Source organism: Exiguobacterium sp. s122, assembly GCF_018618475.1.
GTDB classification, from domain to species: domain Bacteria; phylum Bacillota; class Bacilli; order Exiguobacteriales; family Exiguobacteriaceae; genus Exiguobacterium; species Exiguobacterium himgiriensis.
In genome coordinates this window covers 381,104-401,069 of sequence record NZ_JACSMD010000001.1, presented here as the reverse complement: position 1 = coordinate 401,069, position 19,966 = coordinate 381,104, and the positions used below count along the sequence as shown (strand labels likewise).

The following is a 19,966-nucleotide window of genomic DNA, read 5'->3' as shown; positions in this document are numbered from 1 at the left end:
GTTAATCCCCCTCTCTATTTGACTTCGCGGTGCAATTCGCGGTCGGTGATATAGTCGGGTTCAAGTTTCAAGATGACACGGTCAAACGTCCGCTGAAAGAGAAACATCCCGAGGCAGAGCGCAGCAATGGTCAGAAAGACAGAACGGGCCGGTGTACCGAATTCAACCCAGCCGAGGATGACGTACAAAAGACATAGTCCGAACAGTGTCATCCAGAACGGTAAGCGGATGAGCCGTTGATACATCGCGTCGTCGTTAAAGGAACGCCGAATCGTCCCAAGCTTCCATTCCCGAACGAGAAGCGGGATGATGCCGAGGAAGCCGATACTAAAGACGATAGGAGCCGAAAGTTCCACCGTTCGAAGGAGTGTGCCGGTCAAAATGAACGAACCGACTGCCAAAATGAATGTTTTTGCCTTTCCTCGTCGCGCATAGTCGACGAGTTGGCGGATATGTTGTTCGCGTCTCAAAGTCATGCCCTCCTTTTTCTTTTTATGTATACGGATGAATCATTAAAAAGTTTCCGAATCAAAAAATGCCCCCATCTATAGAAGAGAGAAATTTTGGGGATATGTCCAATAAAAGAAATCTGAAAATTTGTAAATGTAAGCGTTGACATTTTATTTTGACGCATGCTACATTTCAAGTATCAAATAACAACTGAACGGTCTCCTGCGCAGGAATGTTACCTTTAGTGGGCATAACCTGACTCGAGTCAGATGATAGACGTGATTTCACGACTCTCATCTGACACGGGTCAGGTTTTTTATTTGACGCAAACCTAAAATCCAACGTAAAGGAAGGGAACGGACATGAAATATGAACAGCTCGCACGCGACATTATCCAGCAAGTCGGCGGCAAAGAGAACGTCAACAGCGTCGTCCACTGTATTACCCGTTTGCGTTTTAAACTGAAAGATGAAAGCAAGGCTAACACAGAAGCCATTAAAAACATGGACGGTGTCGTCACCGTCATGAAGAGCGGCGGTCAATATCAGGTCGTCATCGGCAACCACGTCCCGGACGTGTATAAAGCAGTCGTCGAAGTCGGCGGCTTCCAAAACCAATCGCCAATCGAAGACGAGGACGGACCGAAAGGATCACTCTTCAGCCGTTTCATCGACATCATCTCTAGCATCTTTACCCCTGTCCTCGGCGTCTTGGCCGCGACCGGGATGATCAAAGGGTTTAACGCCCTCTTCGTCGCTCTCGGTTGGTTATCTGCCGAATCGGGCACATATCAACTGTTGAACGCCATCGGCGACTCGCTCTTCTACTTCTTCCCGATCTTCCTCGGCTACACGGCGATTAAGAAGTTCGGCGGCAGTCCGTTTATCGGGATGGCCATCGGGGCAGCGCTCGTCTATCCGACGCTCTCGACGCTCACGGCCGGTGATCCGCTCTACACCGTCTTCGCCGGTACGATGTTCGAGTCACCGATTCACATCACGTTCCTCGGTGTCCCGGTCATCTTGATGACGTACTCGACCTCGGTCATCCCGATCATCATCGCAGCGTTCTTCGCCGCGAAGCTTGAGAAGTTCTTGAAGACGATTATTCCAGACGTCATCAAAATGTTCATCGTTCCACTCCTTACGTTACTCATCACCGTGCCGCTCACATTCATCTTGATCGGACCAATCGCGACGTGGGCTGGAATGTTGCTCGGTAGCGCCACGGTCGCCGTCTATAACTTGAGCCCGCTCATCGCTGGTCTCTTCCTCGGCGGTCTCTGGCAAGTGTTCGTCATCTTCGGTCTTCACTGGGGCCTCGTTCCGGTCGCCATCAACAACTTGACGTCTCTCGGGGCGGATCCAGTGCTCGCACTCGTCTTCGCGGCTTCGTTCGCACAAATCGGTGCCGTACTCGCGGTCTTCCTCCGCATCAAAAATCAAAAGATCAAAACGCTCAGTATCCCGGCCTTCATCTCAGGTATCTTCGGTGTCACCGAGCCCGCGATTTACGGGGTCACCCTCCCACTTAAAAAACCGTTCATTATGAGCTGTATCGGTGGTGCTGTCGGTGGTGGGATCATGGGTGTTATGGGTACGCAAGTGTACATCATCGGGGGGCTCGGGGTTTTCGGCTACCCGTCGAACATCTCGCCTGAAGGCATCACGACCGGCTTCTACGGCTCACTCATCGGGACGGCCGTCGCCTTCGTCGTCGGTTTCGTCTTGACGTACTTGTTCGGTGGCGTCAACAAAGCGGTCGTCGCGACACCGCAACCAGAAGTCACACCGGTCCGTGAAGAAGTATCGGCGACAAAAATCGGCCAAGAGCAAGTGCTCAGCCCGCTTGCCGGGGACGTCGTCAAACTTTCATCGATCTCAGACGTCGCGTTCTCATCCGGTTCCCTTGGACAAGGCGTGGCCATCGAACCGACGGAAGGTCGACTCGTCGCCCCAGTCTCAGGGACGGTCTCGGCGCTCTTCCCGACCCATCACGCCATCGGCATTACGACCGATACGGGCGCGGAAGTGCTCATCCATATCGGCATGGACACGGTCCAACTCGAAGGGAAACATTTTAAAGCACACGTCACGCAAGGCGAGTTCGTCGAGAAGGGGCAATTGTTAATCGAGTTCGACCTCGACGCAATCATTCGCTCAGGCCGCGCCCTTACGACACCGGTCATCGTCACGAATCGAAAACAGATCGCCGAGAAGCACGGCACTCGCGTTCAAACAGGCGAAGCACTATTTGTCATCAACGAATAATCACGGGAGGGCTCGTCCCTCCCCTACTTTAGAAAGGATGATTCGATGAGTTTTCCAAACGGATTTTTATGGGGCGGCGCCATCGCCGCGAACCAAGCAGAAGGGGCATACTTAGAAGGCGGGAAAGGCTTGACGACGGTCGACTTGTTGCCTACGGGCAAGAAACGGTTCGACGTCATGTTTGGCAACTTGCCGTCGCTTGAGCCGGTGCCGGGTGAATTTTATCCATCGCATGAGGCGATTGATTTCTACCATCGCTATAAAGAAGACATCGCGCTGTTCGCCGAGATGGGGTTCAAGGCGCTCCGTCTGTCAATCTCGTGGGCGCGTATTTTCCCGAACGGCGACGACGCCGAACCGAACGAGGAAGGTCTTCAGTTTTACGATAACGTCTTCGACGAGTTGTTGAAGCATGGTATCGAGCCGGTCGTCACGATCGCTCACTTCGACGTGCCGGTCAGTCTCATTAAAAACTACGGCAGTTGGCGCGACCGTCGCCTCGTCGACTTCTTCGAGACGTACGCAAAGACGCTCTTCACCCGCTATAACGGCAAGGTGAAGTACTGGATGACGTTCAATGAAATCAACATGCTATTACATTTACCGTTCATCGGCGCCGGTATCGTCTTCGAAGAAGGTGAAAACAAACAGCAAGTGAAATACCAAGCAGCGCATCACCAGCTCGTCGCGAGCGCGAAAGCGGTCAAGGCGGCGCATGCGATTAACCCGGACATGCAAGTCGGCTGCATGCTCGCAGCCGGTCAGACGTACCCGTACTCGTGCAATCCGGACGACGTGTTGGACGCGATGGACAAGGACCGCGAATCGTTCTTCTTCATCGACGTGCAATCACGTGGCGAGTACCCGGGCTATGCGAAACGTTATCTTGATGAGCAAGGTATTTTGTTGCACGTCGAAGATGGCGACCTCGAACTGTTGAAACAGCACACCGTCGACTATATCGGCTTCAGCTATTATGCGAGCCGGACGACGAGCGCCGACCCAGAGATCAACAAACAGACAGAAGGCAACGTCTTCAGCTCCCTCGAGAACCCGTATCTTGAGAAGTCGGAATGGGGTTGGACGATTGACCCGACCGGTTTCCGCATCACGGCGAACCAGCTGTATGACCGCTACCAGAAACCGCTCTTCGTCGTCGAGAACGGACTCGGGGCCGTCGACACACCGAAAGACGGTTACGTCGAGGACGATTATCGGATTGACTATATGGCGAAGCACATCGAACAGATGCATGAGGCCATCAAGGACGGCGTCGAGATTCTCGGCTATACGAGCTGGGGGCCAATCGATTTAGTGAGCGCCTCGACCGGCGAGATGAAGAAACGGTACGGCTTTATCTATGTCGATAAAGACAACGCGGGAAACGGCACACTCGTCCGCTCGAAGAAGAAGAGTTTCGATTGGTATAAGCAAGTCATCGAGACAAACGGTGCGGAATTGACGCTTGCGGCATCCGTCGAGAAATAAGAAAAACAGCTTCGACCGATTGGTTGAAGCTGTTTCGTCGTACATCACGTTTTAAGTAACTTCCCAGCAGGTAAATCATTACTACATCCGTCGTGAGCCGAGTTTTAAAGGAGGAAACGTGATGAGTAACGAGCATCATGCACATACCGACCACAAGCACCAACATAGCTTAGCTTGCGGTCATACGAAGATTCGACACGGTGACCATATCGACTACGTGCACGATGGGCATTTACACCATGAGCATGACGGCCATTGGGATGAATGCGTCATCCCGGTCTCAGAAATGAATCCGGACGTCTGTGCCCCGATGGAATGCGGCTGTAAGCACGATGAGGACTGCGGGCATGAACTCGTCCCGCACGGCGATCACATGGATTATCTCGTCAACGGGCGCCTGCACCACGTCCATGACGAGCATTGTGACGACCACGGTCCGGTCGAAGTGTTAAAGATTGAATGAAGACTTTGTTGCACACGTTTTCCCAAAACCTTATAAGCATGCGAATCGAACCGGTCCCGATGTCTGGTTCGATTTTTCCTTAAAAAGATTTTCATCGTAAACGCTTGCATAAAAATATTTTTCATATTATGATTCAGATGAAAATAATTTTAAGGAGGATTTTTCTCATGTCACGTCTATTCGAACGGGCACAACAATTCGGGAAATCATTTATGTTGCCCATCGCGGTTTTGCCGGCAGCGGGGCTTCTGCTCGGAATCGGGGGCGCACTTTCGAATCCGAACACAGTCCAGGCGTATCCATTCCTCGACATTACCTGGCTCCAGCATTTGTTCACTATCATGGCCGCCGCCGGGTCAATCGTTTTCGCCAACTTAGCGGTTCTCTTTGCAATCGGGGTCGCGGTCGGGCTCGCCAAGTCGGATAAAGGAACGGCCGGCCTTGCCGCCATGCTCGGTTATCTGATTATGAACGCGACCATCAACGCCATGCTTCAAATCACTGGCGAGTTGATGGAGACAGATCTCGCTAGTGCCGGACAAGGGATGGCACTCGGAATTCAAACGCTCGAGACCGGTGTTTTCGGTGGGATTTTGATTGGGATTGTGACGGCGCTCTTGCATAACCGTTACAACAAGCAAGTGCTCCCGCAGTTCCTCGGCTTCTTCAGCGGATCGCGCTTCGTGCCGATCATCACGTCATTCGTCGCCATCGGTGTCGGAATCGGGCTTTACTTCATCTGGCCGACAGTCCAAAGCGGTATCTTCTCGCTTGGTGGACTCGTTGACAAAACAGGCTATATCGGGACGTTCATTTACGGATTCGTCTTACGTATGCTCGGCCCGTTTGGATTACACCACATCTTCTATATCCCGTTTTGGACAACCGGCCTCGGGGGCTCGATGGTCATCGACGGGACATTGATCGAAGGGACGCAAAAGATTTTCTTCGCCCAGCTCGCTGACCCGAGCACGACGCAGTTCTATGAAGGGACGTCTCGTTTTATGTCAGGTCGTTTCATTACGATGATGTTCGGTCTCCTCGGTGCCGCACTTGCCATGTACCACTGCGCGAAGCCCGAGCAGAAGAAAGTCGTGTTCGGTCTCTTGTTCTCGGCGGCGCTCACGTCGTTCTTGACGGGAATCACGGAGCCGCTCGAATTCGCCTTCTTATTCGTGGCACCGGTCCTCTACTTGGTCCATGCCATCTTTGACGGACTCGCCTTCATGATGGCTCACATCTTTGAGATCACAATTGGTCAAACGTTCTCAGGTGGGTTCATCGACTTTATCTTATTCGGGATTTTGCAAGGGAATGACAAGACGAACTGGATGCTCGTGCCGGTCATCGGTGCCTTCTGGTTCTTGCTCTACTACGTGACGTTCCGTTTCCTCATCACGAAGTTCAACTTCATGACGCCGGGACGCTCTGACGAGACAGCAACAAAAGCCGCAGACGTCGACGCATCGGACCGTACGACGGCCATCATCGCCGCGCTCGGTGGAGATGAGAATATCGACACGGTCGATTGCTGTGCGACACGCCTCCGCGTTACTGTCAACGACCACCAACACGTCCGCGAGGATTTGTTAAAGGCGACGGGCGCTCATGGGGTTGTGCAAAAAGGAAATGGGATTCAAGTAATTTACGGTCCTTCTGTTACAATTATTAAGAATGAAGTCCAGGAGGCGTTAGGCCGGGGCGAATAACGAATTGTGTTGGAGGGAACAGCCGTGTGGGAACAAATGAAAGACGTCTATCCAGAGATGACGGATAGTGAGAAGAAGATTGCCGATTACCTCATGACAAATATGAACGATGCCATCGAGTTGACGATCACCGAGTTGGCACAAGCCATCCAGACGTCACCTGGGACCGTGACCCGATTCTGTAAAACGATTGGGGTCGGGAGCTATTCGGCACTGAAACTCATGATGCAAAAGACATTGACGGAAACAACCTTGCCCCAGACGGCGACATCGCTCGAACCGATGCAGCGGTCGTACATCGAATTGATTCAGACGACCGCTCACTTGATCGACCAAGACGAACTGTTAGCCATCTGCGACCATATTCGACGGAGTCGTTCGATCCATTTGTATGGACTCGGTAACGCCGGTCTCGTCGCCCAAGAGATGGAGTATCGCTTGCGGCGGATGGGACTGCTCGCGACGACGGCGTTCGACAGCCACAGTATGGTCATGGACGCCTCAATTGCGACGAAAGACGATTTAATTATCGCCTTCTCAAACAGTGGCGAGAGCCGCGAAGTCGTTCAAGCGGTCCAACTCGCAAAAGAATCAGGGTGTACAACCATCGCCTTCGTCGGCTATCAGCACTCACCGCTCGCTGAACTCGTCGATCATCGACTGTTGACGGCCGGTGCATCGGGCGAGGCGTTCTTGATTAACACACAACTCCCGCTCCTCTTCACGGCGGACGCGGTAACGAAAACGTTAATGGAAACGAATGAAGAATTGAAAGCGCACTATTTACAAACCTTGAAAGCGCTCGACCGCCTTAAAGAAAGAAGTGATTAAACATGACCGATTTACCAACCGGATTGATTGTCTCTTGTCAGGCACTCGAAGATGAACCGCTCCATAGCGACTACATTATGGGTCGGATGGCCATCGCGGCTGTCCAAGGCGGTGCCAAAGGGATTCGTGCCAACTCGGCGAAAGACATCCGTGAAATCAAACGACAAGTGAATGTCCCGATTATCGGGATCGTCAAGCGCGACTATGCGGACAGTGACGTGTTCATCACAGCGACGATGAAGGAGGTCGAAGAATTAATGGAGGTCGGTGTCGATGTCATCGCCCTTGATGCGACACACCGCATTCGCCCTGGCAACATGACGCTCCAAGAATTTGTACATGCCATTCGTTCGATTTATCCGAATCAACTGTTGATGGCTGACTGTGCGACGCTTGAGGACTGTATCGAAGCAGACCGACTCGGCTTCGACTACATCTCGACGACGCTCCATGGTTATACAAACGAGACGAGCGGCTCACGCCTCTTCCACGACGACTTCAAGTTTTTGAAGGACGTACTCGATCGCGTCACGCAACCGGTCGTCGCCGAAGGCAACATCTTGACACCTGAGATGGCGAAACGGTGCATGGACCTCGGCACACACGCCGTCGTCGTCGGAGGGGCCATCACGCGGCCGCAACAGATTACGGCACGGTTTGAAGAAGCGATGTCTTCTTCGGTCACCCCAAAATGAACAAAACGTGCTTTTTTCCAGGTCTCACGATAAGCTAACCCTTAATTTGTGAGACAACATAAAAACACCTTCGAAGTAGTTCACTTTTTTTAAAGTGCTAATCGGAGGTGTTTTTTATAGTGGAAAACATATATTCAATCGAATTAAAATGGCATGCCAAACTGTGGATACGTCTCATATCGCTAAGTCAACCTACATGCTCAATCCAATTTTCTACTCGAATACAACTTCAATACTTGGGCCAAGCATGTAATACTCGAATGTATCTCCGTTCACTTGGAACGTCCCTTGCTTATAGATTCGCATCCGCTTATGCCAGTCAGCTTGAATTTCTTTCTCGAGCTTTACAACATGCTCCTTCATCACCGTAGCGTAATCAATGGCTTCTTGTGTTCCGGCGCCATATAGCAATTCACCGGTCAAGTTCAAAGACTCATAATGTTTTTCCATGAGTACGTCACGCATTTTCGGGGTCACGCCTGGTTTATATGCATCAATAAACCAATTGGAAATCGACATCCGCCCATCGTCATGCAAGAAGATGTGAAGTTTGTCCCCCGTCCCGAGTTGATACTTGTAAGAGATCGGTTCGTCTCGATTCAATTTTTTCGCTTCGACGAAAAGCGGATTACTTTTCACCTTTTCGAAGAATACACTCGGGGCAAGTCGACTCACTTTAACTCGTTGCTTTACAGCACTCAAATCCCGATTTGCCGTCCAACCTGTCTTTTTGCCATAGCGAACTTTGCTCCAGCTACCGACTGTTTCGAGGAGTGTGACCGTTTGACCTTTTTTCACAGTGGCGACGACTTTTGCTTTTTGACTCCTTGAAGCATAAATTTTTCCGGCTTTGTTAAACTGCTTGTTCCCTGACGCCTCGACGACACCAGCTTCATGGAATGGCAGGCTCGTATGAGACGGCACATCCGTCAAACAGAGCGCAACAATTATGCAAAATACCAAATACTTTTTCATAGTAATCTCCCTCGACTTCCGATTTGTCTCCATTCATTTTATCAAGAAGTCCGAAGTGTATCGGACGACTTTTTCAGAATCAAGGGAATTCGTTTTTCAAACACAAAATACGGCCAAGCGTTCATTTAACACGTCCGGATGATTCGGTAAATTCGGTAACGCTTTGGCTTCTAAACAACTCGCCCTATGCTTTTGCTATCCTTCGAGTGTCACCGGCGTCTCTTCACTTAAGAAGTTCGCCGTATCGACATTTAGATTCTAGTATCGGACCATAGACCTGCCTTGCTCGGGCTATGTATTTTTTATTGGAAATCGACCACCGCCGTCACTGGATACTTCCCTTCCTCCCACGTATGGTCCGCTCGCAATGTCGCATCGGACACTAAGAAATAGTCGTATCGGACTTTTCCTGGCTGATTCGGCACCGGATCGTTCCACGTCGTGTCCAAGTGGTACCATTCCCCATCGAGTTTGACAAGGTTCCACGCGTGAAGACCGGTTTCGACTTCTCCTGAGATGTAGCGCGTTTCGACACCGGCCGCTTCTAATAGAAGCAACGTCGTCAACGCATACCCTTCACAGACGCCTTGCCCGTTGAACAATATCGAGTACGGCGTGTACGGGCTCGCAACGCTCTCCAAGTTATACGCCGTGTTCAAGACAACGAAGTCGTTCACGTACTTCACTTTCTCAAAATCGTTCAACCCGATCGGCATATCTTGCACGATACGCTCGACGCGCGCCGCAATCTGATGGGACTGTTCTGTCGTCATGTCGTACGCCATCGTCATGTCGAGGTCGATATAGCCGCCGTGATTCCGATATTGACTCTCCCCGCCGCGCGACAAGCGGAAGACGTAGATATGGTTCACCTCGAGCCAGTCCCACGCGGCATCCATCGTCTCCTCAAAATCTTTCGTCTTCCCGATGTAACGGATACTGAACGCCTCATCGAAACGGCTCATGTGATAGGCGAGTGCCATCCCGAGCTCCTCAGGTGAAGCGATTTGACTCGGCAACGCATACGTCTCACCGAGTAATGGCTTCGCCTCGCTCTCAACCGCCACCGGACCAAAGCGCGCGGTCAGATCGGTCTGCGTATAGGCGACATATCCGCTCGTAACGCCAATCCCTAACATGAATACCGTCAGCACACCACGACCGAAAACCGTCACAGAAGACCAGAGCGAAGAGCGCTTGCTTGTAATCAAACGGTTCAGTTCGTCACTGACGAATTCCTCGAGCTTCCCTCGTTCCATCTTTAACTTTGGATGGACGCGAAAGAGGACAGAGCGATAGATGGGATTGAGCAACTCGAACTGCTTGGCCGGGTTATGTTCATGGTGACGCAATAGAGCCTCAATCTTCGATAATTCTTGCCGTAACGCCCGCTGTACCGTCCATTGGCGAATGAACGTCCGGTAAAGCCAATAGCTTAATGCAAGTGAAATCAAAACGAGAATGGCTAGTAAGTAACCCATGAATGCGCTCCTTCTATACGTGTTATTATTCCCATTATAACCCATTAATTAAAGATGATTCCCTCAAATATCCACCTTGTAATTTATTTTACACATCTTCATACTCAATCTTTGATTTAATTGAGACATCACGAATAAAGGAGTCCTACATGACCTACTCGCTCGACACAATCTTACAACTTGAAAACTCAACCGAGTTCAATCAACTGCATCAACAGTTCCATCAATTCAATCCGCTCAAAGTGCTCCGCGTCGATCAGTACGAGATCCGTCACTCAAACGTTCTTGCTTGGCTGTTCGACCCGAACGAGAACCATCGACTCGGTAGCTTCTTTTTACGGAAAGTATTGATGAACTTAATCACGAAGCCGGAGAACGAGGAAAAGATTGCATCTCTTGACTATCTTCCGTTCTTGCACGCCTCGCTTTCCGGTGCGATTGTCCATCGCGAGTGGTGGACCGGAAGCGGGTCCATCGACTTGTTGATTGATATTCCATCACTGAACTTGATGCTGTTGATCGAAAACAAGTTTCATTCGACCGAATCAGATGGGCAGCTTCGTCACTATTACGACCACGTCCATGCGACCTTCCCCGGTCGTACCATCTTGCCGGTCTATTTAACGCTCTCGAGCGATGCACCGTCTCATGAGGATTATTGGTTCCTCGACTATGAGGACGTATTGCGTATTATTACGCAAGAACTCGAGTTGAATCGGGCGACCATCGCCGATAACATTCACGACTTTCTGTCGTACTATGTCGCACTCCTCGAAGAGCGGCTCGTCGATGACGAGGCAACGATGGAGACCGCACTACAGCTTTATCAGGACTATGCGTCGGCGATTCATTTACTATATGCAAATGCAAACCCTGCAAAACAGAAACAAATCGAGTTAAAACAAGCGATTAAAACGCTTGAGACGTTTGACACGGAGACGAAACGCCATCTCCTCCTCATCTACAATCGAAAACGACAAACAATCGACTACATTTTCAAAACCGGTGGCAATATCCTGCGACAAGCGTTTCTCGAGTTCGTAAGCGAACAACACATCACGACGTATGCCGCACATACACGTGTGCCAAACTTTGTGATGAATGAGTGGCTGTCATCGTTAGAACAGATGCATCGTTTGAAACGCTACTGGCTCAACTATGGTCTTATCATCTGGTTTGAACGAAAAGGCAGCAAGCGGCTCAAACTGTATGTCGAAGTCGGTCCGATTGACTATACGGAACGGCTCCCACTCCTCGAGGCGCTCGAAGCCAAAGACATCTCGTTCTGGAAATCTGGTAAACAAGAAGGGAAAAAGTTCACCCGAATCTATACCGAGACCCTCGACGTTTCGGATTGGACGAATGCAGCTAACGTGAAAGACGCGATGACGACACTCTTTCATGCTCCCGCCTTCCACGCGTTCAATGCAATCGTGACCGACGTGTTGACCGATTTGTATCATGTACGTGTATAAAAGAAACCTAACCCAACAACATGCCCCCACGAATCAGAGGGCATGTTTTTTATTCTTAATATGAAATGTTTCGAAATGTGACGATTTAGGGAAAACCACACTTGAATGTGTTTCTGATGTGTAAAGTGAGGTTTATTTTTTTGAACGTGAGGATTGGGGGTGCTCATATGTAAACGTAACGTCGAACACGAAATTGTAAGCGCTTACTTAAAAGGAGGCACAAACATGTCTAAAAAATCTCGATATTCTTTTCTCGCGGCCGGATTCGTCTTGGCGACGCTCGCGGGATGCACCCCTGGGGGATCCGGGGGCGACAGTGGGAAGACGGAAATCAAATTCATTAACGGATTTACAGGTGGTGACGGCGATTATATGACGAAAATCGTCAACGATTTCAATGAGAGCCAAGATGAATATACCATCGTTCAATCGCAAGAAAAAGAGCACTACACGAAGTTCAAATCAGGTGACTATCATTTAGTCGTGATGCATGAGACAAACCTCGAGACGTATCAAAAAGATCAATTGATTCAAGAGGCAGGACCGTTCATGGAGGCGGCCGGCATTTCTGAAGACGACTTCAATGAAGCGGGCATCCAGTCCGGCCTGATTGAAGAGCAGATGTTTGGCGTCCCGCTCGACATTCATCCTTTGACGATGTTCTATAACGAAGAATTGGTCCAAGAGGCACCGACCGACTATGAACAATTGAAACAACTCGGCGAGACGCTCCAATCGGAAAATTCAAATCTATACGCGTTCGGCCTCCCGTCGACAGGCTTGACGACGTTCTACTTCACGGTCGCTGCCGCACAAAACAATATCGATTTGGCGAAAGAAGGCTATTTGAATTTTACGGACGACGCCTATGCGGACGCTTTGATGCAGTATCATTCGATGATTTTTGAAGACAACGTCTCTCCTGAGAAGTTAGGGCTCGACGGGGAGTTCCAGGCGTTCATGAAATCGGCCGACGACGGGGCGAAACAGACCGCCGTCACGATGACCGGTCCGTGGTACTATCAAGCTGTGAAAGAGAAGTATGGCGACTCATTAGGCATTGGCAAGATGCCGACGCTGTTCGAAACACCGGCCACGACAGGGAACGCGCATACGATCGCGGTCGCGGCGAGCGTTGACGATGACGCGATCAAAGACGGTATCGCCGAGTTTTTGACGTTTATGTATACTCCTGAAAACTTGGCCAATTGGGCGGAGTCAGGTCAAACAGTGACCCACCTTGAGACGTTGGACTACATTTCAGAAGATCCGGAGAAATATGACTTGGCGAACGTGAACCAAGAGCAGTTGGAGATGTACACCCCTGCCCCACGCGTCTATCAATTCGACGAACAAATGCGCTATATGAACGAAGTCGTGTTCACGAAACTCACGAACGAACCGAACTTGACGAAAGAAGACTTGATGAAGGAACTCGAGAAAGCGACAAAAGCCTCGAAACAAGTAGCGGACACCCAGCCGGAATAATCCATCTAGACAGTGTAGGTTCGACCTACACTGTCTATTTAGAAAGGAGGCTCTCCTCATGTATATGACGAAACGCACGAAATGGTTCGGCTTTGTGTTTGTCATCCCGTTTTTAATTAGTTTTCTAATCTTTTGGCTGACGCCCCTCCTTTACGGGATTTGGATAAGCTTGCACGATTTTCGCCTGTCTGTCGGCAACAACGGTTTCATCGGCCTCCAAAACTATGTGGCCATCTTGACTCCAACGACGCTCTATCATGACGTCTTCATGAATACGTTGAAAAATACTTTACTCTTCATCGCCTTAAGTGTCCCACCGCTCGTGTTGATCAGTTTAGGGCTTGCCTTATTGATTGATCACTTACCGAATCGACTGAAGACGTTTTTTCGAACCGTATTCTTTCTATCGTATGCCATCTCGGTCACGGCCGTCTCCGCCCTCTATTTATGGCTCTTCGGGGCGAACGGCGGATTCATCAATAACATTCTGCTCAAGACCGGTTTAATCTCTTCGGCCATTAATTGGACAGGCGATCAACCGTACGCCTGGTTCGTCATCGTCGTCGCGACGGTATGGTGGACGGTCGGATTCAACATGCTCCTCTTCGTGAACGCGCTCGATGAAGTCGACGTGAACTTGTATGAAGCGGCAGATTTAGACGGTGCCTCGGCTTGGAACAAGTTCCGCTACATCACACTACCGGACATCCGGAACATCTCCATCTTTGTCATGATCACGACGGTTATCGCCTCGTTCAATCTATACGGACAATCGCTGTTAATCACGCGCGGGGGACCGGGGCAATCCACAAGTTCGTTAATCATGGGGATTCATGCTACGGTCTTCGGCAATAATCAACTCGGAATCGGCTCGGCCATGGCTCTCTTAATGGGAATCATTATGATGCTCATCACCGGCCTTCAGTACTGGGCATCCTATCGGAACAAACGTGAAGAGACGGGACAACGCCGCGAACCGAAACAACGATTGAAGCGGGCGCTGAACGCGGGACCGACGAACGTCAGTCAACAGCCCGCCACGACCGTCGAGAAAAAGGAGCGGAAAATCACATGAAAAAGAAACGCATGAAATCCGTCCTCCTTGTCGTCATCACATCAATCTTAGCAATTCTGTTTTTGTTCCCGCTCGTTTGGATGGTGTTCACGTCCTTTAAAACCTTAAGCGAGTCACTCTCGAGCGCGGGGCTTTTCCCGAACGAATGGACACTCGAGAACTACCGGGCCATCTTTTCCGCTTCGGCCGACTCCAATATGCTGAGATGGACGTTCAATACGGCGCTCGTGACGCTCGTCGGGACGGCGCTCGTCATTTTCGTTGATGTGTTGGCCGCTTATGCGCTAGCGCGGTTGAACATCCCCGGTAAAAAGATTGTGCTCGCCATCGTCATCATCGCCTTGACGGTACCGGGGATCGTGACCTTGTTCCCCGCCTTCTATCTGTTCAAGGGCGTCAATTTGCTCGATACGTATTATCCGCTCATCTTGCCATATTCGGCCGGGACGCTCGGTGTGTTCTTGATTTACAATTTCCTTCGTTCTTTCCCGCAAGAATTGGAGGAAGCGGCGTATCTCGACGGGGCCACCCAGTGGCAAGTGCTGACGAAAGTCATTTTTCCATCGATTAAGCCCGTGGTCACGACGCTCGGTGTCGTCACGTTCCTCGCCATCTACAATGATTTCTTGTGGCCGTCTCTCGTCACGAACAATGACGAGATGAAGACGCTCACGCTCGGGGTCGCGACGCTCGTCCAAGGGTCGAACTTCGTCAATCCGGCCGCGATGATGGCCTCGACCGTCGTTGCGACCGTCCCGGCCCTGTTGATTTTCCTTTGGGCGAACAAGTATTTCGTCAAAGGCGTCACAAACTCCGGGATCAAGTAAACCGATTTCCGACAAAAAATCCCCATCGCCGACTTTACGGTGATGGGGATTTGATTATTCTGCGTGGAACCGATATACCGTCCGCGAAAGATACAACTCGCCCGGATTCAACTCGATTGACGTCGCCACGTCCGGATGGTTCGGCGCGTCTGGGAACGCCTGGGCTTCTAAACAAATCGCGCTATGTTTTTGCCGCCCCTCGAGCGTCACCGGGGTCTCTTCACTTAAGAAGTTAGCCGTATAAACGACCATGACCGGCTGGTTCGTCTCGACGTCCATGACGCGTCCACTTACCGGGTCATGCAGGCGAATCGCCCCATCCTTTAAAAGAAATGGATGGTCGAGGCCACCAGCATGCGTGATGGCTTCATGATTCGACGTGATCGCCGCACCGACGTCCTTCCCATTTCGGAAGTCGAACGGTGTGTCCGCCACCTCGAGCAACTTACCCGTCGGCAGCGACTCGTCATCGAGCTCGGCGACGTGATCGGCTGGTAGCGTCAGCACATGATCATGAATCGTTGGCCGTCCGCCGAGGTTGAAATAGTTGTGGTGGTTCAAATTGACCCACGTCCGTTCGTCCGTATCGGCCGTCATCGTGACGACGAGTTCGTCCGTGTCCGTCAGTTCATAGATAACTTTGAAACGGACGTTTCCCGGGTAACCCTCCTCCCCATCCGGACTTAAGTACGTAAAGACAATCGCTTGTCCGTCAACGTCCATGTCCCAATATCGGGCCGTGATACCTTCCTCGCCGCCGTGGATATGATGCGGGGCCTCGCTTGGGGTCAAGGCCACCCCGTCAATCTCGGCGTTGCGGATTCGTCCGGCGATGCGCCCGACGACAGACCCAATATAGACTGGGTTCTCTAAGTATTGTTCCGGCTCCGCATATCTCAAAATGACGGATTCATAGTTCCCGTCCCGGTCCGGAGCCGTCAATTCGGTCATGGCGCAGCCATAGTCGATGGCCGACAGGCGCATGCCGTTCGCGTTTTCAATCGTTGCTTGTCTCACTCGCTCACCTACTTCGATTCGTTTACCTGTTACTTCCCGTAGTCGTCGTCCCGTACTCCACTTTATCGACGTGACTTAAGAATGCATGCATGAAGGCGGCGAAACGGGCTTGTCCGTCGGCCGTCTGCTTGAACACACCAGCGTCCTCAAGACACTTGACGAACTTGTCACCGACGGCTTGTTCGACGATATGACGTGCGTCACCAGACTGCGCTTTGAGCGAATCGGCCCACGCCTTGTGCATATCGGCAACGATGACGTCTTCTCCGTCCACGTAGCGGACGACTTGTTCGAGTTCGGCTTTCAGACGGGCCGGGAGCACGGCAAGTCCCATCACTTCAATCAAGCCGATATTCTCGCGCTTAATGTGATGGACGTCGGCATGCGGGTGGAAGATGCCGTCCGGATGTTCTTCGCTCGTCCGGTTGTTTCGGAGGACGAGATCGAGCTCATAGCGCCCGTCCCGGCGCCGCGCAATCGGCGTCACCGTGTTGTGGCGCGTCTCACCCGAATACGGGACGATGTCGCCGTCAGTATAGTCGCGCCAATGGCCGAGCAATTGGTTCGCGAGCATGACGAGTTGCTCTTTTTGTCGTGAACGGAGCCGAACGACCGATAGCGGCCAGAACAGCGTCTCAATCTCGACTTGGTCGTAGCGGTCCGAGCGGAACGTCTCGACGACTTTGGCGTCGTCCATCGCAAACCGGTAGCGGCCGGCCTGGTAATGGTCGTGCGTCAAAATCGAGCCGCCGACGATTGGCAAGTCCGCGTTCGATCCCGCGAAGTAGTGCGGGAACTGGGTCGTGAAGTCAAGCAGCCGTTCGAACGCCGAACGGTCGATGACCATGTCGCGCACCTTGTTCGACAACAAGATCGAGTGCTCGTTGTAATACAGGTAGGGCGAGTATTGGAACGACCACGCCTCGCCGCCGAGCGTGAGCGGGATGATGCGATGATTCGCCCGGGCCGGATGGTTTAAATGGCCGCTATAGCCTTCGTTCTCGATGGCGAGCAACCCGACCGGATAGTTCGTCTCCGGTGTCGGTTGCAGACGAGCCCGCGCGATTTCACGCGGATCTTTCTCCGGCTTCGACAAGTTGATCGTGATGTCGAGGGTACCGTAACGCGTCGGTGTCTTATAGCTGATGTTGTTGGCAATTCGCTTCGTTTGGATATAGTTCGACGCTTGACTCATTCTATAAAAGAAATCCGTCGCCGCCGTCACGTCCGTCGCCCGGAGCGCCTCGAACGTACGCGTCACCTCAGAAGGCTTTGAGACAAACACGCCCATGACCTCAGCTGTGAACCGGTCCTTCTCTTCAAGCAAGTCTTCAATCAATCCAGATTGCACCGCCGCATCGGCGAGCGTCTCCAATAAATCCGGAATCGGCTCGACTGGAACGAACGTCGGGACCTCGAAGTCGAGCTTATGCAATTTCGCTAAAACCCGGTTTCGCGAATAGATGCGGTCCTGCTCCGTGATGAGTCCGGCGTCAATCGCCGCATTCACGAGACCTTCAATCGTTGCATCAATCATCGTCTCACCCCTTCCTTGTAGCCGTTCGGACGCGCCGCGTGCCAGTTCCAGGCGTCCGCCAAAATCGTCTCGATCGTCGAGCGTTCCGGCTTCCAGCCGAGGACGCGCTTCGCCTTGTCCGGGGACGCGATCAACATCGCCGGGTCGCCGGGTCGCCGTTCGCCCATGTTGACGGGTATGGCGTGACCGGTCGCACGACGGGCTGCCTCGATGATGTCGAGCACCGAGAAGCCGGTCTCCGTCCCGAGATTGAACACATCGCTTACACCACCCGCTTCCAAATAGTCAAGAGCGAGCACGTGCGCGTCCACGAGGTCAGTGACATGGATGTAGTCGCGGATGCACGTACCGTCCGCCGTCGCGTAATCGTCTCCGAAAACGGTGATCGCCTCACGCTGGTTGTTCGCGACTTCGAGCACGAGCGGGATGAGGTGTGTCTCTGGCGTATGGTCCTCGCCGATCTCACCGGACGGGTGCGCACCGGCGACGTTAAAGTAGCGCAATGCGACGAAACGAATACCGAAGGCGCGGTCGCACCACTTCATCATCGTCTCCATCGCGAGCTTCGTCGCCCCGTACGTGTTCGTCGGGTTCGTCTCGGCCGTTTCACGGATTGGCATCTCATCCTGATCGCCGTATGTCGCGGCCGTCGAGGAGAAGACAATCCGACCGACGCCGTGCTTGCGCATCGTCTCAAGCAACACTTGCGTGCCAAAGACGTTGTTGTCGTAATACTGAAGCGGTTCTTCCATCGATTCGCCGACGAGTGAGTTGGCCGCGAAATGAAGCACGTCCGTGATTGACTCATGGCGGAACGTCTCGTCCATAAACGCTCGGTCGCGGATATCGCCTTCATAGAACTTCACCTGGTCCGGCACCGATTCGATGTGGCCGGTCTGTAAATTGTCGATGATGATGACGTCGCGTCCTCGCGCAAGCAAGGCGCGGACCGCGTGGGAGCCGATATAGCCGGCCCCGCCGACGACGAGTACACTCATTTCACTTCCTCCTCTACAAGTTCATGCGCGCCGTCTCCGACAGACGCGATATAACAAGTCGGCGCGTAACCGATTTCCGCCTCATACACGGTCGATACGGTCTCGATGACGGCTTCCGTCGCTGACTTTTCAACGATGGCGATGGCACAGCCGCCAAAGCCCGCTCCGGTCATGCGAGCACCGATGACGCCGTCACACTGTTGCGTCGCTGTGACGAGCGTATCGAGCTCAATCCCGGTCACTTCATAGTCGTCTCGTAGCGACGTGTGCGAGGCGTTCATCAACGCACCGAACGCCTCGAGCCGTCCTTCTTCGAGCGCAGTGAAGGCGAGCTTCGTCCGTTCGTTCTCCGAGACAGCGTGGCGCGCCCGTTTCCGGAGCGTCTCCGGGAGCGTATCCGCCACAGTCTCGAACTCGGCGACCGACAGTTGACCGAGCGCGTTGACTTCGAAGTGTGCTTTCAATCGTTCGAGCGACTGGTCACACTCGGCGCGGCGCTCATTATATTTCGAGTCAGCGAGCTCGCGACGCTTATTCGTGTTCATGATGACAATGTCATAGCCGTCGAGTTTGATGGGTGCATAGTCGTGATGGAGCGTATCGCAATCGAGCAGGATGGCGTGGTCCGCCTTTCCCATTCCGATCGCAAACTGGTCCATGATGCCGGAGTTGACACCGATAAAGTCGTTCTCGACACGTTGGCCGAGACGAACCAGGTCGAGCTTGTCGAGGCCGAGCCCATATACGTCATTGATCATGAACGCCGTGACGAGTTCGAGCGAGGCCGAAGAAGACAGGCCAGCCCCGTTCGGGATATTGCCGGCGAGGAGGAAGTCAAACCCGCCGACGTCGTGTCCGTCCCGCTTCAAGAACGTGACGACCCCTTTCACGTAGTTGGCCCAGTCGTGTGCCGCCGCGTAGGCGTCATCCGAAACCGGGAACGTGACGAGCCCGACGTCCTCGAAGTTTAGCGAGTAGACGCGGATTAAGTCGTCCTCTCGTTTCCGGACGAGTCCGTACGTGCCGAACGTGATCGCGCACGGGAAGACGTGTCCTCCGTTATAATCCGTGTGTTCGCCGATCAAGTTGATGCGGCCCGGTGCGAAGAACGTTCGCTCATGCGCCGCCCCGAACACGGTCTCGAATTGGTCGTGCAGGCGTTGTAAATCAAATGAAAGCATACGGCT

17 protein-coding genes are annotated in these 19,966 nt (G+C 52.4%); 10 read left to right on the top strand and 7 right to left on the bottom strand.

Translation table 11 applies throughout. The features are described from left to right. Window positions 1-14: 14 nt before the first annotated feature. Window positions 15-470: a hypothetical protein gene (locus KNP92_RS02100; protein ID WP_214836286.1), complete on the bottom strand. Its 456-nt coding sequence runs from the start codon at window positions 468-470 to the stop codon at window positions 15-17. A gap of 342 nt (window positions 471-812) precedes the next feature. On the opposite strand from KNP92_RS02100, the gene KNP92_RS02095 reads away from it, so the two are divergent. The 6 genes from KNP92_RS02095 (at window position 813) to KNP92_RS02070 (ending at window position 7,906) form a co-directional block, all read left to right on the top strand. After that, window positions 813-2,720 (top strand): beta-glucoside-specific PTS transporter subunit IIABC, encoded by a 1,908-nt coding sequence (locus KNP92_RS02095; RefSeq protein ID WP_214836283.1) that lies wholly within the window; start codon window positions 813-815, stop codon window positions 2,718-2,720. Window positions 2,721-2,765: 45 nt separating this feature from the next. Further along, complete coding sequence (locus KNP92_RS02090) at window positions 2,766-4,208, top strand: 6-phospho-beta-glucosidase (protein ID WP_214836280.1); 1,443 nt, start codon at window positions 2,766-2,768, stop codon at window positions 4,206-4,208. A gap of 121 nt (window positions 4,209-4,329) precedes the next feature. Continuing rightward, the gene (locus KNP92_RS02085; RefSeq protein WP_214836277.1) at window positions 4,330-4,671 is read left to right on the top strand and encodes a hypothetical protein; all 342 of its coding nucleotides are present in this window, start codon (window positions 4,330-4,332) and stop codon (window positions 4,669-4,671) included. 167 nt (window positions 4,672-4,838) lie between these two features. Beyond that, the gene (gene ptsG, locus KNP92_RS02080; protein WP_214836274.1) at window positions 4,839-6,380 is read left to right on the top strand and encodes a glucose-specific PTS transporter subunit IIBC; all 1,542 of its coding nucleotides are present in this window, start codon (window positions 4,839-4,841) and stop codon (window positions 6,378-6,380) included. A gap of 24 nt (window positions 6,381-6,404) precedes the next feature. Continuing rightward, a complete protein-coding gene (locus KNP92_RS02075) occupies window positions 6,405-7,211 on the top strand; it encodes a MurR/RpiR family transcriptional regulator (protein ID WP_214836271.1) in 807 nt (268 codons plus the stop codon). Between the two features lie 2 nt (window positions 7,212-7,213). After that, window positions 7,214-7,906, top strand: a complete 693-nt coding sequence (locus KNP92_RS02070) for an N-acetylmannosamine-6-phosphate 2-epimerase (RefSeq protein ID WP_214836269.1) — start codon at window positions 7,214-7,216, stop codon at window positions 7,904-7,906. 213 nt (window positions 7,907-8,119) lie between these two features. On the opposite strand, the gene KNP92_RS02065 is transcribed toward KNP92_RS02070, so the two are convergent. Together KNP92_RS02065 and KNP92_RS02060 are read right to left on the bottom strand one after the other, a co-directional pair. Then, window positions 8,120-8,881: an SH3 domain-containing protein gene (locus KNP92_RS02065; protein WP_214836266.1), complete on the bottom strand. Its 762-nt coding sequence runs from the start codon at window positions 8,879-8,881 to the stop codon at window positions 8,120-8,122. 302 nt (window positions 8,882-9,183) lie between these two features. Continuing rightward, a complete protein-coding gene (locus KNP92_RS02060) occupies window positions 9,184-10,362 on the bottom strand; it encodes a transglutaminase domain-containing protein (RefSeq protein WP_214836263.1) in 1,179 nt (392 codons plus the stop codon). Between the two features lie 149 nt (window positions 10,363-10,511). Between KNP92_RS02060 and KNP92_RS02055 the strand changes: the two genes are divergently transcribed. The 4 genes from KNP92_RS02055 (at window position 10,512) to KNP92_RS02040 (ending at window position 15,227) form a co-directional block, all read left to right on the top strand. After that, window positions 10,512-11,837 (top strand): PDDEXK-like family protein, encoded by a 1,326-nt coding sequence (locus tag KNP92_RS02055; RefSeq protein ID WP_214836260.1) that lies wholly within the window; start codon window positions 10,512-10,514, stop codon window positions 11,835-11,837. 225 nt (window positions 11,838-12,062) lie between these two features. Then, window positions 12,063-13,325, top strand: a complete 1,263-nt coding sequence (locus tag KNP92_RS02050; RefSeq protein ID WP_214836258.1) for an ABC transporter substrate-binding protein — start codon at window positions 12,063-12,065, stop codon at window positions 13,323-13,325. Between the two features lie 58 nt (window positions 13,326-13,383). Then, window positions 13,384-14,400: a carbohydrate ABC transporter permease gene (locus tag KNP92_RS02045; protein WP_214836255.1), complete on the top strand. Its 1,017-nt coding sequence runs from the start codon at window positions 13,384-13,386 to the stop codon at window positions 14,398-14,400. Next, window positions 14,397-15,227 carry a carbohydrate ABC transporter permease gene (locus KNP92_RS02040; RefSeq protein ID WP_214836252.1) on the top strand — a complete coding sequence of 277 codons (831 nt, stop codon included), beginning with the start codon at window positions 14,397-14,399 and terminating at the stop codon, window positions 15,225-15,227. Before KNP92_RS02045 ends, KNP92_RS02040 begins: the two co-directional genes overlap by 4 nt. Window positions 15,228-15,281: 54 nt before the next feature. Here the strand turns inward: KNP92_RS02040 and KNP92_RS02035 are convergent, their stop codons facing one another. The 4 genes from KNP92_RS02035 to KNP92_RS02020 are packed head-to-tail and all read right to left on the bottom strand — an operon-like array spanning window position 15,282 to window position 19,960. Beyond that, window positions 15,282-16,244, bottom strand: a complete 963-nt coding sequence (locus KNP92_RS02035; RefSeq protein ID WP_214836249.1) for an aldose epimerase family protein — start codon at window positions 16,242-16,244, stop codon at window positions 15,282-15,284. Window positions 16,245-16,266: 22 nt separating this feature from the next. Then, a complete protein-coding gene (locus tag KNP92_RS02030) occupies window positions 16,267-17,781 on the bottom strand; it encodes a UDP-glucose--hexose-1-phosphate uridylyltransferase (RefSeq protein ID WP_214836246.1) in 1,515 nt (504 codons plus the stop codon). After that, window positions 17,778-18,779, bottom strand: coding sequence for a UDP-glucose 4-epimerase GalE (gene galE, locus KNP92_RS02025; RefSeq protein ID WP_214836243.1), 1,002 nt, complete (start codon window positions 18,777-18,779; stop codon window positions 17,778-17,780). The genes KNP92_RS02030 and galE overlap by 4 nt, the downstream gene beginning before the upstream one ends. After that, a complete protein-coding gene (locus KNP92_RS02020) occupies window positions 18,776-19,960 on the bottom strand; it encodes a galactokinase (protein WP_214836240.1) in 1,185 nt (394 codons plus the stop codon). Before KNP92_RS02020 ends, galE begins: the two co-directional genes overlap by 4 nt. Window positions 19,961-19,966 lie beyond the last annotated feature (6 nt).